Here is a 13,166-nt window from a genome sequence, read left to right on the forward strand (position 1 = left end):
TGCGCCCCGACCACGGCACTTCCTACCGTGGGGGCATGGCCCACCCCACCCGCGCCGTCCGTCACGGCCGTGCCGTCCTGCGCCCCGCGCGCCACGCCCGCCGCACCCGCGCCGGGCGCCGGGTCGCGCGCACCGCGGCCCTGACCGCCGGCGTCCTGGTCCTCAGCGGCACGACGGGCGCCGCCGCGCTGTACGGGCAGGTGCAGAGCGGGATCGAGGGCGCCGACGTGGACGCGTTCCTCGCCGACGACCGGCCCGTCGAGGAGGCGCCGCCCAGCGACGGGTACGCCGGACGGGCGCTGAACATCCTGGTGATGGGCACGGACAGCCGGGACGGCGAGAACGCGGCGCTGGCGGGCGAGGAGGAGGGCATGCGCTCGGACACGACCGTGCTCGTGCACCTGTCCGCCGACCGCACCCGCGTCGACCTCGTGTCGGTCCCCCGCGACTCGCTGGTGAGGCTGCCCGCCTGCACCCTCGAGGACGGCAGCACCACGGAGCCGCGCGAGTCGGCGATGTTCAACTCGGCGTTCGAGACCGGCGCCGGCGAGACGCAGAACATCGCGGCCGCCGCGGCGTGCACGCGGCGCACCTTCGAGGAGAACACCGGCCTGGTCACGGACGAGAGCATCGTCGTGAAGATGGACGGCGTCCGGGACGTGATCGACGCCCTGGGCGGCGTCCCGATGGACCTGCCCGAGGCGATGGACTCGCCCAAGGCGGGCCTGCACGTCCCCGCGGGCCCGCAGGTGTTCGACGGAACGACCGCGCTCGCGTTCCTGCGCGCCCGCACCGGGACCGGCAACGGCCTGGAGACCGGGTCCGACCTCGGGCGCATCGAGCGGCAGCAGCAGCTGCTCGACGCCCTGGCCGCGCAGGTGCAGGGCACGGACGTCCTCGCGGACCCGGGTGCGCTGATGCCCCTGCTCGGCAGCGTGACGCGGTCCCTGTCGATCAGCGAGGGCCTGGCGGACGTGCGCTCGCTCGCCGGCCTGGCGCTCACGCTCCGGGACGTCGACCCCGCGTCGCTCAGCCCGGTCACCGTGCCGACCGTCCCCGCGCCGCAGGACGAGTACCGCGTGGTGTGGACCGACGAGGCCGAGGACCTGTGGCAGCGGCTGCGCGAGGACCGGCCGCTGACGGACGCGCCGGCGGCCGGGTCCCCGACCGGCGCGGCGACCGCGGGCGCGACCGCCTAGAAGAGCACCGTCGCGTACGTGCCGACCTGCCGGAACCCCACCGCGCGGTACGCCGCGAGCGCCCGCTCGTTGTAGTGGTTCGCGTACAGCGACACGGTCGGCGCGACGTCCCGGCGCGTGGCCGCGACGACCGCCGCCATCCCGCCCTCGGAGAGCCGCTCCCCGCGGCGCACGGGGTCGACCCACACGCCCTGCACCTGGGCGACGCCCCCGGCCACGGCGCCGAGCTCGGCCTTGAACACCACCTGCGGCCCGGAGTCGCCCCGCTCGACGCGCACGAACGACCGCCCCTCGCGGATCAGCGAGCGCACCCGGGCCTCGTACGCCCCGCCGGTGCCCCCGATCGGCGAGTAGCCGACCTCCTCGGTGAACATCCGGACGCAGGCGGGCAGCACGATGTCGTACTCCTCGGGCGCGGACCGCCGCACCTCGGGGTCCGGCGCCACCACCGGGTCGGCGTCGATCACCATCGAGGGCTGGTTCTCGCGCACCTCGCGGACCGAGCCCCAGGTCGGCGCCAGCCGGTCCCACAGGCCCAGCACCGCGGGCGCGTCGCCGACCACCGACGAGCACCGGCGCCCCTGCGTGCGGCCGAACGCGGCGAACGCGTCGAGGGCCGCGGTGCGGTGGGCGGCGTCGGGGACGACCGGGACCAGGTTCGCGCCCGCCCAGCAGATCGCGACGAGCGTGCCGTCGACCTCGTAGCCCCAGACCTGGCCGCCCACCCGGCGCAGCCCCGCACGCTCCGCCTGCTCGAGGCGGGTGGTGGCGAGCACGGCCGCGACCGGGTCCTGCGCGCAGACGGCCAGCGCCCGCGGCACGTCGAGCTCGCCGAGCACCCGGGCCGACCCGGGGCCGGCCCGCAGGTGGCCGCCGGCCACGTCCTGCCAGACGCCGCGCACCGGTGTCAGCCCACCGTGACCACGGGGCCGCCCGCACCGGGCTGCGTCGCGTCCATCTCGTCCGCCAGGCGCATGGCCTCGTCGATCAGCGTCTCGACGATCGCGTGCTCCGGCACCGTGCGGACCACCTGGCCGCGGACGAAGATCTGCCCCTTGCCGTTGCCGGACGCCACGCCGAGGTCCGCCTCGCGGGCCTCGCCCGGGCCGTTCACGACGCAGCCCATCACGGCGACCCGCAGCGGCACCTCCAGGCCCTCGAGCCCCGCGGTGACGCGCTCGGCGAGCGAGTAGACGTCCACCTGCGCCCGGCCGCACGAGGGGCAGGACACGATCTCGAGCTTCCGCGGCCGCAGGTTCAGCGACTGGAGGATCTGGATGCCGACCTTCACCTCCTCGACGGGCGGCGCGGACAGGGACACGCGGATGGTGTCGCCGATGCCCTTGCTCAGCAGCGCGCCGAACGCGGTGGCGGACTTGATCGTGCCCTGGAACGCCGGACCCGCCTCGGTCACGCCGAGGTGCAGCGGCCAGTCGCCGCGCTCGGACAGCAGCTCGTAGGCGCGGACCATCACGACGGGGTCGTTGTGCTTGACGGAGATCTTGAAGTCGTGGAAGTCGTGCTCCTCGAACAGCGAGGCCTCCCACACGGCGGACTCCACGAGGGCCTCGGGGGTCGCCTTCCCGTACTTGGCGAGCAGGCGCGGGTCGAGGGAGCCGGCGTTGACCCCGATCCGCAGCGAGACGCCGGCGCCCTGCGCGGCCCGGGCGATCTCCTTGACCTGGTCGTCGAACTTGCGGATGTTCCCCGGGTTGACCCGGACCGCCGCGCAGCCCGCGTCGATCGCGGCGAACACGTACCGGGGCTGGAAGTGGATGTCGGCGATCACGGGGATCTGCGACTTGCGCGCGATGGCCGGCAGCGCGTCCGCGTCGTCCTGGGTCGGCACGGCGACCCGGACGATGTCGCAGCCCGCCGCCGTGAGCTCGGCGATCTGCTGGAGCGTGGCGTTGACGTCCGAGGTGAGCGTCGTCGTCATCGACTGCACGCTGACCGGCGCGTCGCCCCCGACCTCGACCTTGCCCACGCGGATCTTGCGGGTGGGTCGCCGCGGTGCCAGGACCGGGGCGGGGGCCTCGGGCATGCCGAGGCTGATCGGGATGCTCACCCGGCCATCATCGCACCGCAGCGCGCCGTCGCACCCTGCGCCGCGCGCGCCTCAGGCCGCTCTCAGCCGCCGGAGGTCAGCCCAGGGACACGGGGCTGACGATGTCGGCGTACGCCAGCAGCAGCCCCATCCCGCCGAGCAGCACGAACACCCCGAGGGCGAGCGGCTGCAGCCGCGCGGCGTCGGCGGGCCGGGGCCGCGGCAGGTTCCGCAGCCGGGCGACCTGGCGCTTGAGCCCCTCCCACAGCGCGGCGGCGACGTGCCCGCCGTCGAGCGGCACCAGCGGCACCAGGTTGAACACGAACAGCGCGATGTTGAGCGACGCGAGCAGGCCGAGCATCGCGGAGACCCGGTCCACCACGCCGACGCCCGGCGCGTCCGAGGACGCGACGTCGCCGGCCAGGCGCGCCACGCCCACCGGCCCGAGGACGCCCGACGCGTCGCGCTCCTCGCCGCCGGTCACGCTGCGGGCGACGTCCACGAGGTTCGCGGGGAGGGTGACGACGGCCCTGCCGGTCTGCCACACGGCGTCGGCCGTCACCGAGACGACCTCGGACGCGGGCTGGCGCTGCAGCTCCGTGCCGGGGCTCACGCCCAGGAAGCCCACCTCGGCGGTCACGGGGTCGCCCGCGTCGTCCAGCACCGGCTGACCGTCGTCGTCCGTGACGGGCCGCTCGGCCACCACGGGCGTGACGGACAGGGTCACCCGCTCGCCGTCGCGCTCGACGACCACCGGCACGGCCTCCTCGCCGGTGCCGCGGATCATCCCGCTGAGCTGGTCCCAGGACTCGACCGGGACGCCGTCGTACTCGACCACGGTGTCCCCGGGCCGCAGGCCGGCGGCGGCCCCGGGCGCCTCGGGGTCCGACGCGGAGCACTCCGTCGCGGTCGAGCTCGCGGGCAGCACGCACTGGCTGACGGACGCGAGGGTCGTGCTCGCGGTCTGGGTCCCGATGCCCACGAACAGCACCGCGAGCAGCACGACGGCGATCAGCAGGTTCATCACCGGCCCGCCGAGCATGACCACGAGCTTCTTGGGCGTCGAGAGGCGGTAGAACGCCCGGTGGTCCTCGCCGGGGCGGATCTCCTCCGCGCTCGCCTCGCGGGCGTCGGCCGCCATCCGGCTGAAGAAGCCTCGGACCGGCGGGTTCCCGACCGCGTCGGGCGTCGGGTACATGCCGATCAGCCGGACGTAGCCGCCGAGCGGGATCGCCTTGACGCCGTACTCGGTCTCGCCCCGGGTCCGCGACCACAGCGTGGGGCCGAAGCCCACCATGTACTGGCTCACCCGCACGCCGAACCGCTTGGCGGGGACCATGTGGCCGACCTCGTGCAGGGCGATGGACACCAGGATGCCCACGACGAGGACGAGCACGCCGATCGCGTACGCCATCAGGTCACAGCTCCGTTCTGCTCGGGACGGCCGACCCCCCATCCTGCCCCTTCAGCCTGAAGAGCGGCTGGACGTCCGCAGCGGGTCCGGCGTCCTCGACCTCCACGCGGTCCCGGCCGCCGCGCTTCGCGCGGTACATCAGGGTGTCGACGCGCTCCAGGGCCTCCGCCGGCTGCTCCCCCGGCCGCAGCGCCGTGACGCCCAGGCTCGCGGTCACGTCGACCGCCACGTCCCGGCGCACCTCCGTGGGCAGCGCGGCCCGCAGGCGCTCGGCCAGGGCGCCCGCGTCCGCCAGCCCCATGCCCGGCGCCACGACCAGGAACTCCTCGCCCCCGAGCCGCGCCACGAGGTCGCCGGACCGCACGTGCTGCTCCAGGGCGTGCGCCACCGCGACCAGCACCCGGTCCCCGACGGCGTGCCCGTGCACGTCGTTGACGGCCTTGAACCGGTCGAGGTCCAGGTACACCAGCGCGACGTCGAGACCCGACCCGACGACCCCCGCCTGGTACGCGAGCTCGTCCTCGAGCCGACGGCGGTTCGCGGCGCCGGTCAGGGGGTCCCGGTAGGCCATCTCGCGCATCGACGCGGCCTCGGCGCTCGCGTGCTCCGCGACCAGGAACGCGCGGGTCGCGTGCTCCTTGGTCCGCGACAGCACCCACACCATCGCCGCGAGCACCGCCAGGTAGACGGCGTAGCGCACCAGGTCGACGAGGTGCCCGCGGGTGCTGCCGTCCCCCGGACCGAGCGCGAGCCCCACGGAGCCGACCGCCACCACGAGCACCACCACGGCGGCCGCGTGCAGGGCCGCCACCCGGTTCGGGTACACGAGGTAGCCGATGACCACGAACAGCGCCAGCCCCATGAACGTCGTCGGGAACAGCGCGGACCAGCCGCCCCCGACGTCGGTCGCGAGCCGGCTGCCCATCGTCACCAGCCACAGCACGTCCAGGCCGGTCAGGACCACGCGGGACACGGGGATGGTCGCGCGCGGGTGGCGCAGCACCAGCCACGCGAACAGCAGCACCACGACGAGCAGGACCGGGGACACGCCGCGCAGCAGCGGGTCGTCCCAGCGCAGCACCAGCACGGCGACCACCGCGACGGCCCCGACCAGCAGGCACACCAGGAGCACGCGGCGGATCAGGCCCAGGGTGGGGTCACCGGCCCGCCGGGCCACGGGCAGGTCCCGGTGCGGCGGGGACGGTGCGGACATGGCGGCTCGCGTTCCGGGTCGGCGGGTGCTGGCACGGTACCTCCGCCGGACCGCCGCGGACCCGTCCGGGGGGCGGGATCACCCGGAGATCACCCGCTGAGGCGCTCGTCCATCCCCCACGCGGACCCGTACCCGGCCGGCTCGGGGGCCGCGAGCAGGTCCAGGAACGGCACGGCGTCGAACGCCTCGGGCCCCAGCACGCCGGTGCCGCCCCAGCGCCCGTCGGCGAGCAGCTCCAGGGCGACGACGGGGTTGACCGCGGTCTGCCAGACCACGCACTGCGCGCCGTACTCGGCCATCGACCAGGCGTTGTCGACGACGTGGTGCAGGTACACCTCCCGCGGGCGCCCGTCGGTGCCCGTGCCGGTGACGAGGAGCCCGGCGCACGTCGCGCCCGACATCCTGGGCCCGATCGACGCCGGGTCGGGCAGCACGGCGGCGACGACGTCGCGGGGGCTGACCTCGACCCCGCCGACCCGCACCGGCGCGGTCGAGTCCAGACCGAGGGTGTGCAGCGTCCGCAGCACCCCGATGAACTCCTCCCCCAGCCCGTACTTGAACGTCACGCGCTCGGCGTCCACCCACCGGGGCATGAGCAGCACCTCCTCGTGCTCCACGTGCACGCACTCCACGGGACCGATCGGCGCCGGGAAGTCGAAGACCTCCGGCTCGTGGAACGGCGGCACGGTGTGCCAGCCGGCGTCGCGGTCCCCGGCCGCCCGGGCGCGGGCCGCGTCGTAGACCACCGGCGGGTTCAGGCACTCCTCGATGGTGGTCCAGATGGAGAACGACGGGGCGAACACCGGCTCCCCGTCCTCGCCGCGCACCACGAGGTTCGCGCCGTCCCGGACGCCGAGCTCGTCGATCCGGGAGAACAGGTGGTCGGCGGCGTACCGCGCGAACACGTCGGACAGGCCGGGCTCCACGCCCATCCCGACCAGCGCGAGCCGGCCCGCTCCGGTCCACGCGGCGTCGGCCGCGAACTGCGCGTCGCCGAGCTTCACGCCCGTCCGCTCGTACGGCGCGGTGGGGTGCGGGGTGGACAGCGACATCGCCATGTCGAGGTAGTCGACCCCGGCGGCCAGCGCCGCGGTGAACACCGGCATGACGAACCGCGGGTCGACCGCGTTCAGCACGTGGGTCGCGGCGTGCTCCCGCAGCAGGCGCTCGACCGAGCGCGGGTCCGAGGCGTCGACGGCCGCGGCCACGAACCGCCCGCCGACCACGTCCCGCCCGCTCGCGGCGGCCACGGTGCGCGCCGCCCGCTGCGCACGACCTGGACCCCCACGACCACCAGCAGCGAGAGGGCGAACATGAAGGACCCGATGACGTTGGCCTGCGGCGGGATGCCGCGCGTCGCCGAGACGTAGACGAACTTCGGGAACGTGGCGAAGCTGCCGGAGGTGAAGTTCGTGACGATGAAGTCGTCGAAGCTCAGGGAGAACGCCAGCAGCGCGGCGGCCGCGATCCCGGGGACGAGCAGCGGGAAGGTGACCTTCCAGAACGCCTGCCAGGGCGTCGCGAACAGGTCGGCCGCGGCCTCCTCCAGCCGGGGGTCGAGCGACGCGACCCGCGCCTTGACGGTGACGACCACGAACGAGACGCAGAACATCACGTGCGCGGCGACGACCGTCCAGAACCCGAGCTGCACCCGCAGCGACAGGAACTGCGCGAGCAGGGCCGCACCGAGCACCACCTCGGGCGTGGACATGGGCAGGAAGATCAGCAGGTTCGCCAGCGCCCGGCCGCGGAACCGGTAGCGCACGAGGGCGATCGCGATCAGCGTGCCGAGCGCGGTCGCCACCAGCGTGGACAGCAGCCCCACCTGGATCGAGTGCGCGAACGCCTCGCAGACCTGCGGCGCCCCGCACGGGTTCCGCCAGGCGTCGAGCGTGAACCCGCGCCAGACGAGGTTGGTCTTGCCCGCGTCGTTGAACGAGAAGGCGATCGTGGAGGCCACCGGGACGAGCAGGTAGACGAAGCCCAGGCCGGCGAACACCGGGACGACCGCCCCGCCGAGACGCCACCGGCGCCGCCGCGCGGGTGCCGGTGCGACGGCGCGCTCCACCGGCGCCGCGGTGCGCGCGACCGCGGGCGCGCTCACAGCAGCTCCTCCGTGCCGGACCGCCGCACGTACAGCCCGACCAGCACGAGGATCGCCACCATGAGCACCACCGACAGCGCCGCGGCGGTCGGGTAGTCGAGCACCTTGAAGAACCGCGCGTCGACGACCTGGCCGATCATCGCGGTGTCCGTGCTGTTGCCGAGCAGGCTGGAGTTCACGTAGTCGCCGGTCGCCGGGATGAACGTGAGCAGCGTCCCGGAGACGACGCCCGGCATCGACAGCGGCAGGGTCACCGTGCGGAACGTCGTGACCGGGCGGGCGTACAGGTCGCCGCCGGCCTCGACCAGGCGCGGGTCGAGCCGCTCCAGGCTGGCGTAGATCGGGAGCACCATGAACGGCAGGAAGTTGTAGGTCAGTCCCGCGACGACGGCGAACGCGGTCGCGGTGAGCCGCCTGTCCGGCGGGAGCAGGTGCAGCCAGCGCAGGGCCTGCACCACGAACGCGTCGTCGGCGAGGATCTGCTTCCAGGCGATCGTGCGCAGGATGAAGCTCGTGAAGAACGGGGCGACGACCAGCACCAGCAGGACGCCCTGCAGCAGGGTCCGGCCCCGGGCGCGCACCGCGATCGCGTAGGCCAGCGGGTAGCCGATGACGAGCGCCGCGACGGTCGCGAGCAGCGCGAAGGCGAACGACCGCACGATCTGCGGCCAGAACTGCGCGAGCGCCTCGGTGTAGTTCTGCCAGTGCAGCGCCGGCTGGAACTGCCCGACGTCGCCGCCGGGCACCGGCACGTACAGCGACGTGGCGAGCAGCGCGCCGACCGGCACGACGAAGAACAGCACGAGGTACGCCGTGCCCGGCAGCATCAGCCCGAAGGCCCCCGACCGCGAGCGCCGGGTGGGGGCCGGGGCCGGTGCCTGCGGAGCGGCGTCCGTGAGGGTGGCGGCGATGCTCATGCCGCCCCCGCGTCGCCGTCGGCGGCCCCGTCGGCATCGAGCCCGAACGTGAACTCCACCGCCCAGGCGAGGCGGACCTCGTCGCCGACGGACAGCGTGGCGCCGCCCACGAGGTTCTGCGCGAACACGCCGAAGGTGCCGACACCGGGCAGCGCCACCTGGTACTGCGTGCTCACACCGGCGAACGCGACGTCGGTGACGGTCCCGGGGCCCAGCACGTTGGCCCCCGGCGCCACGAGCGCGGGGTCCTGCCCCGGACCGAGGACCCGGATCTTCTCGGGCCGCACGCCGACGAGCACCCGGCCGCTCGTGCGGACGGCCCGGTCGGCGGGGACGCGCACCCGGCTCCCCGCGACCGCGACGCCGATGGTGCCGTCCGCGCCGGGGGCGTCGACGACCTCCCCCGCGACGAGGTTCGACTGCCCCAGGAAGTTGGCCACGAACGCCGTGCGCGGCAGCTCGTACAGGTCCGCCGGGCTGCCCATCTGCTCGATGCGCCCGTGGTTCATCACCGCGACGGTGTCGGCCATGGTCATGGCCTCCTCCTGGTCGTGGGTGACGTGCACGAACGTGAGGCCCACGTCGGTCTGGATCCGCTTGAGCTCGAGCTGCATCTGGCGGCGCAGCTTCAGGTCGAGCGCCCCGAGCGGCTCGTCGAGCAGGAGCACCGCCGGGTTGTTCACCAGGGCACGCGCCAGGGCGACGCGCTGCTGCTGCCCCCCGGACAGCTGCGCGGGACGCCGGTCGGCCAGGTGCCCGAGCTGGACCAGCGCGAGCCCCTCGCGCGCCAGCCGCGCGGCGTCGGCCACGCGGCGGCGGCGCAGGCCGAACGCCACGTTGTCCAGCACCGACAGGTGCGGGAACAGCGCGTAGCTCTGGAACACCGTGTTCACCGGTCGCTGGTGCGCGCCGGTCCCGGTCACCTCGCGGCCGCCGATCGACAGGGCGCCCGACGTCGGCTGCTCCAGCCCGGCGACCATCCGCAGCGTCGTGGTCTTGCCGCAGCCGGACGGGCCCAGCAGGGCGAAGAACGAGCCCGACGGCACGGTGAGCGTGAGGTCGTCGACCGCGGTGAAGGCGCCGAACGTCTTGGTGACGCCCCAGATCTCGAGCGCCGCACCGGCGCGGGCGGGTGCCGTGGCGCTCATGCCCCGATCACGTCCAGGAACGCGCCGTTGTAGGTGGTCTCCTCCTCGGGCGTGAGGGTGCGGAACACGTGCGCCGTGGCGAGCGTCGCCTCGTCGGGGAAGATCATCGGGTTCGCGGCGAGCTCCGGGTCGATGGCCTCCATGGCCTCCTGAGCGCCCTGCACCGGGGTGATGTAGTTGACCCAGGCGGCGACCTGCGCCGCGACCTCCGGGTCGTAGTAGTGGTCGAGCACGGCCTCGGCGTTCGCCTTGTGCGTCGCGCCGACCGGGATGAGCAGGTTGTCGCTCCACAGGGTGCCGCCGGCCTCGGGGATCGCGAACGCGAACCGGTCGTCGTTCTCGTAGTTCAGCGCCGTGATGTCCCCGGACCAGCCGATGACCGCGACCGCGTCGCCGCTGACGAGGTCCTGCGCGTAGGAGTTGCCGCGCACCTGGCGGATGTGGCCGGACCCGATCTTCTCCCGCAGCACGGCGAGCGCCGCCTCGAACTCGGTCTCCCCCCAGTCGCCCGACGGGTCGACGCCCTGGTCGAGCATGATGAGGCCGATCGTGTCGCGCATCTCCGAGAGCACCTCGACCTTGCCGGCGAGCTCGGGCGCCCACAGGTCCGACAGGCCCGTCATGCCCGACGGCACCGCGTCCTTCGCCCACGCCAGGCCGCCGAACCCGGACTGCCACGTGAGCGAGTGCGTGCGGCCGGGGTCGAAGTCGACGTCGGCGAGGCCCGGCAGGATGTTGTCGGCGTTCGGGATCGCCGACCGGTCGAGCTCCTGGGTGTAGCCGAGCCGGATGAGCCGGGCCGCCATCCAGTCGGTCAGGGTGACGATGTCGTACCCGATGTCCTGGCCGTTCGCGAGCTGGCCGGAGACCTTGCCGTAGAACGAGTCGTTGTCGTCGATGTCCTCCGTGTACTCGACCTCGATGCCCGACTCCGCGGTGAACGCCTCGAGCGTCGGGTACCCGGTCCCGGCGTCGTCCTGGTCGAGGTACAGCGTCCAGTTGGCCCAGCGCACGAGCTTCTCGGTGTCCGACAGGTCGGTCGCCGCGGTCGCGGAGGTCCCCGAGGACGGGCTGCCGCCGGTGCCGCACGCGGCGAGCAGCACGCCCGCGCGATGCGGCCGACGGCGCCGGTGAGGAACTGCCGTCGGGAGGGGCCCGCGGGGAGGGCGGCCGGCGGGCGCCGGCGCCCGTGGCGCTGCATCGCGGCGATCAGGCGCGTGCGCGCGGGTCGGCCGGGAGGGGGCGGCGAGGGGACATCGTGCTCCTGGGGGTGGGGGCCGCGGGCGGCGACCGGGCGGGCCGGGATCAGTCGAGGGCGCTCATCACGTGCTTGACGCGCGTGTAGTCCTCGAAGCCGTACATCGAGAGGTCCTTGCCGTAGCCGGACTGCTTGAACCCGCCGTGCGGCATCTCGGACACGAACGGGATGTGCGTGTTGATCCACACGACGCCGAAGTCGAGGTCGCGGGACAGCCGCATCGCGCGGGCGTGGTCCTTCGTCCACACCGAGCTGGACAGCCCGTACCGGACGCCGTTGGCGAGCGCGACCGCCTCGGCCTCGTCGGCGAACGTCTGGACGGTGATCACCGGACCGAAGATCTCGTCCTGCACCGCCTCGTCGTCCTGGCGGAGCCCGTCGACCACCGTGGCCTCGTGGAAGTACCCGCGCTCGCCCTGCCGGTGGCCCCCGACGACCACGTCCGCGTGGTCGGGCAGCCGGTCGAGGAAGCCCACGACCCGGTCGAGCTGCGCGGCGTTGTTGACGGGTCCGAACGACACGCCGGGGTCGTCGGGCATGCCGGTGCGGTGCGTGGCCGCGTGGGCGGCGAGCGCCGCGAGGAACTCCTCGTGCGCCGACGCCTGCACCAGGACGCGGGTGGCGGCGGTGCAGTCCTGCCCGGCGTTGAAGTACCCGGCGGCGGCGATGCCCTCGGCCGCGGCCCCCAGGTCGGCGTCGGCGAACACCACGACCGGCGCCTTGCCCCCGAGCTCCAGGTGCACCCGCTTGACGTCCCGCGCCGCGGACCCGGCGACCTCGGTGCCGGCGCGCACCGAGCCGGTGATCGACACCATGTCCGGGCGCGGGTGCTCGACCAGCGCGCGCCCCGTGTCCCGGTCGCCGCAGACGACGTTGAGCACGCCCGCGGGCAGGAACTCGGCGGCGATCTCGGCGAGCAGCAGCGTGGACGCCGGGGTGGTGTCGGACGGCTTGAGCACGACGGTGTTCCCCGCGGCGAGCGCCGGGGCGATCTTCCACACCGCCATCATCAACGGGTAGTTCCACGGCGTGACCTGCCCGATCACCCCGACGGGCTCGCGCCGGACGAAGGACGTGTGCCCCGCCAGGTACTCCCCCGCCGCCAGGCCCTCGAGGACCCGCGCGGCGCCGGCGAAGAACCGGAAGTGGTCGGCCGACGGCGGCACCTCCTCGGTGGCGGTGAGGTGCAGCGGCTTGCCGGTGTCGCGGGACTCGACCGCGACGAGCTCGTCGGCGCGGGCGTCGACCGCGTCGGCGATCCGCAGCAGCGCGAGCTGGCGCTCCTGCGGCGTGCTGCGGCGCCAGCCCTCGAACGCCGCGGCGGCGGCCCGGACGGCGGCGTCGACGTCGGCGGCACCCGAGACGGGGGCCTCGGCGTACACCTCACCCGTCGTGGGGTCCAGGACGTCGGAGGTGCGACCGTCGGCCGCGTCGACGGCCACGCCGCCCACGAAGTTCCGCAGGGCGAGCGGTCCGCCGGAGGTGCTGGTGCTCACGGTGCTCCCGTCTCAGGGCGTCGTCGGTGGCTGCACGCTAACGGCGAGCGGGCCGGCCGAAACAGACCGCAACCGCGAAATCCCTGTAAACAGTGTGTTTCGACGCGTGAATCCGTCACCGAGGGCAGGCTTCGCCGCGGAATCACTTGCGCGGACGGCGCCTCCCGGGTCACGATCGACCGCGTGACCCCCCGCGCCACCGCCCCCGCGGCCGCGCCGGTTTCCTCGTTGCCTGGGCAGCGGGCGGCCAACGGCACCGTCACCGCGGCCGCGGCCGCGCAGATCGCCGAGGTGTTCACCGAGGTCGTCGTGGCCCCCGCCTACGAGCCCGAGGCGCTGGAGGTCCTGCAGCGCAAGAAGAACATCCGGC

Annotated in this window: 11 protein-coding genes and 1 pseudogene; 2 read left to right on the forward strand and 10 right to left on the reverse strand. The window is 74.3% G+C overall.

Features of this window, described 5'->3' with window-relative positions:
* The first annotated feature begins 35 nt into the window (after positions 1 to 35).
* Entirely contained in the window at positions 36 to 1,199 is a 1,164-nt protein-coding gene (locus QNH85_RS07085) for an LCP family protein (protein WP_282945489.1), read from the forward strand.
* On the opposite strand, the gene QNH85_RS07090 is transcribed toward QNH85_RS07085, so the two are convergent.
* The 10 genes from QNH85_RS07090 to QNH85_RS07135 form a co-directional block, all read right to left on the reverse strand.
* A complete protein-coding gene (locus QNH85_RS07090) occupies positions 1,196 to 2,101 on the reverse strand; it encodes a GNAT family N-acetyltransferase (protein ID WP_282945490.1) in 906 nt (301 codons plus the stop codon). The two genes, QNH85_RS07085 and QNH85_RS07090, sit on opposite strands and share 4 nt — an antisense overlap.
* Before the next feature lie 5 nt (positions 2,102 to 2,106).
* Entirely contained in the window at positions 2,107 to 3,267 is a 1,161-nt protein-coding gene (ispG, locus tag QNH85_RS07095; RefSeq protein ID WP_282945491.1) for a flavodoxin-dependent (E)-4-hydroxy-3-methylbut-2-enyl-diphosphate synthase, read from the reverse strand.
* 76 nt (positions 3,268 to 3,343) lie between these two features.
* The gene (locus tag QNH85_RS07100; protein WP_282945492.1) at positions 3,344 to 4,660 is read right to left on the reverse strand and encodes a M50 family metallopeptidase; all 1,317 of its coding nucleotides are present in this window, start codon (positions 4,658 to 4,660) and stop codon (positions 3,344 to 3,346) included.
* A 4-nt stretch (positions 4,661 to 4,664) separates the two neighbouring features.
* Positions 4,665 to 5,873 (reverse strand): GGDEF domain-containing protein, encoded by a 1,209-nt coding sequence (locus QNH85_RS07105; protein ID WP_282945493.1) that lies wholly within the window; start codon positions 5,871 to 5,873, stop codon positions 4,665 to 4,667.
* An 89-nt stretch (positions 5,874 to 5,962) separates the two neighbouring features.
* On the reverse strand, positions 5,963 to 7,099 hold the full coding sequence (locus QNH85_RS07110) for a saccharopine dehydrogenase family protein (RefSeq protein ID WP_282945511.1): 1,137 nt from the start codon (positions 7,097 to 7,099) through the stop codon (positions 5,963 to 5,965).
* Positions 7,003 to 7,872, reverse strand: a complete 870-nt coding sequence (locus QNH85_RS07115) for an ABC transporter permease (protein WP_282945512.1) — start codon at positions 7,870 to 7,872, stop codon at positions 7,003 to 7,005. The genes QNH85_RS07110 and QNH85_RS07115 overlap by 97 nt, the downstream gene beginning before the upstream one ends.
* A gap of 101 nt (positions 7,873 to 7,973) precedes the next feature.
* Complete coding sequence (locus QNH85_RS07120; protein WP_282945494.1) at positions 7,974 to 8,894, reverse strand: ABC transporter permease; 921 nt, start codon at positions 8,892 to 8,894, stop codon at positions 7,974 to 7,976.
* Positions 8,891 to 10,042 (reverse strand): ABC transporter ATP-binding protein, encoded by a 1,152-nt coding sequence (locus QNH85_RS07125; RefSeq protein ID WP_282945495.1) that lies wholly within the window; start codon positions 10,040 to 10,042, stop codon positions 8,891 to 8,893. Before QNH85_RS07125 ends, QNH85_RS07120 begins: the two co-directional genes overlap by 4 nt.
* Positions 10,039 to 11,145 carry an ABC transporter substrate-binding protein gene (locus tag QNH85_RS07130; protein ID WP_282945496.1) on the reverse strand — a complete coding sequence of 369 codons (1,107 nt, stop codon included), beginning with the start codon at positions 11,143 to 11,145 and terminating at the stop codon, positions 10,039 to 10,041. Before QNH85_RS07130 ends, QNH85_RS07125 begins: the two co-directional genes overlap by 4 nt.
* 202 nt (positions 11,146 to 11,347) lie before the next feature.
* Positions 11,348 to 12,796: an aminobutyraldehyde dehydrogenase gene (locus QNH85_RS07135; RefSeq protein ID WP_282945497.1), complete on the reverse strand. Its 1,449-nt coding sequence runs from the start codon at positions 12,794 to 12,796 to the stop codon at positions 11,348 to 11,350.
* Between the two features lie 183 nt (positions 12,797 to 12,979).
* On the opposite strand from QNH85_RS07135, the pseudogene purH reads away from it, so the two are divergent.
* A pseudogene (gene purH, locus QNH85_RS07140) lies at positions 12,980 to 13,166 on the forward strand (bifunctional phosphoribosylaminoimidazolecarboxamide formyltransferase/IMP cyclohydrolase); the annotation flags it as partial.

Origin of the sequence: Cellulomonas endometrii, assembly GCF_949769265.1 — a bacterium.
GTDB classification, from domain to species: Bacteria; Actinomycetota; Actinomycetes; order Actinomycetales; family Cellulomonadaceae; genus Cellulomonas; species Cellulomonas endometrii.

What these genes read in the sequence shown, in the direction of transcription:
- QNH85_RS07085 (WP_282945489.1), top strand. Translation starts at nt 36, where the DNA reads ATGGCCCACCCCACCCGCGCCGTCCGTCACGGCCGTGCCGTCCTGCGC.
- QNH85_RS07100 (WP_282945492.1), bottom strand. Translation starts at nt 4,660, where the DNA reads ATGGCGTACGCGATCGGCGTGCTCGTCCTCGTCGTGGGCATCCTGGTG.
- QNH85_RS07105 (WP_282945493.1), bottom strand. Translation starts at nt 5,873, where the DNA reads ATGTCCGCACCGTCCCCGCCGCACCGGGACCTGCCCGTGGCCCGGCGG.
- QNH85_RS07120 (WP_282945494.1), bottom strand. Translation starts at nt 8,894, where the DNA reads ATGAGCATCGCCGCCACCCTCACGGACGCCGCTCCGCAGGCACCGGCC.
- QNH85_RS07125 (WP_282945495.1), bottom strand. Translation starts at nt 10,042, where the DNA reads ATGAGCGCCACGGCACCCGCCCGCGCCGGTGCGGCGCTCGAGATCTGG.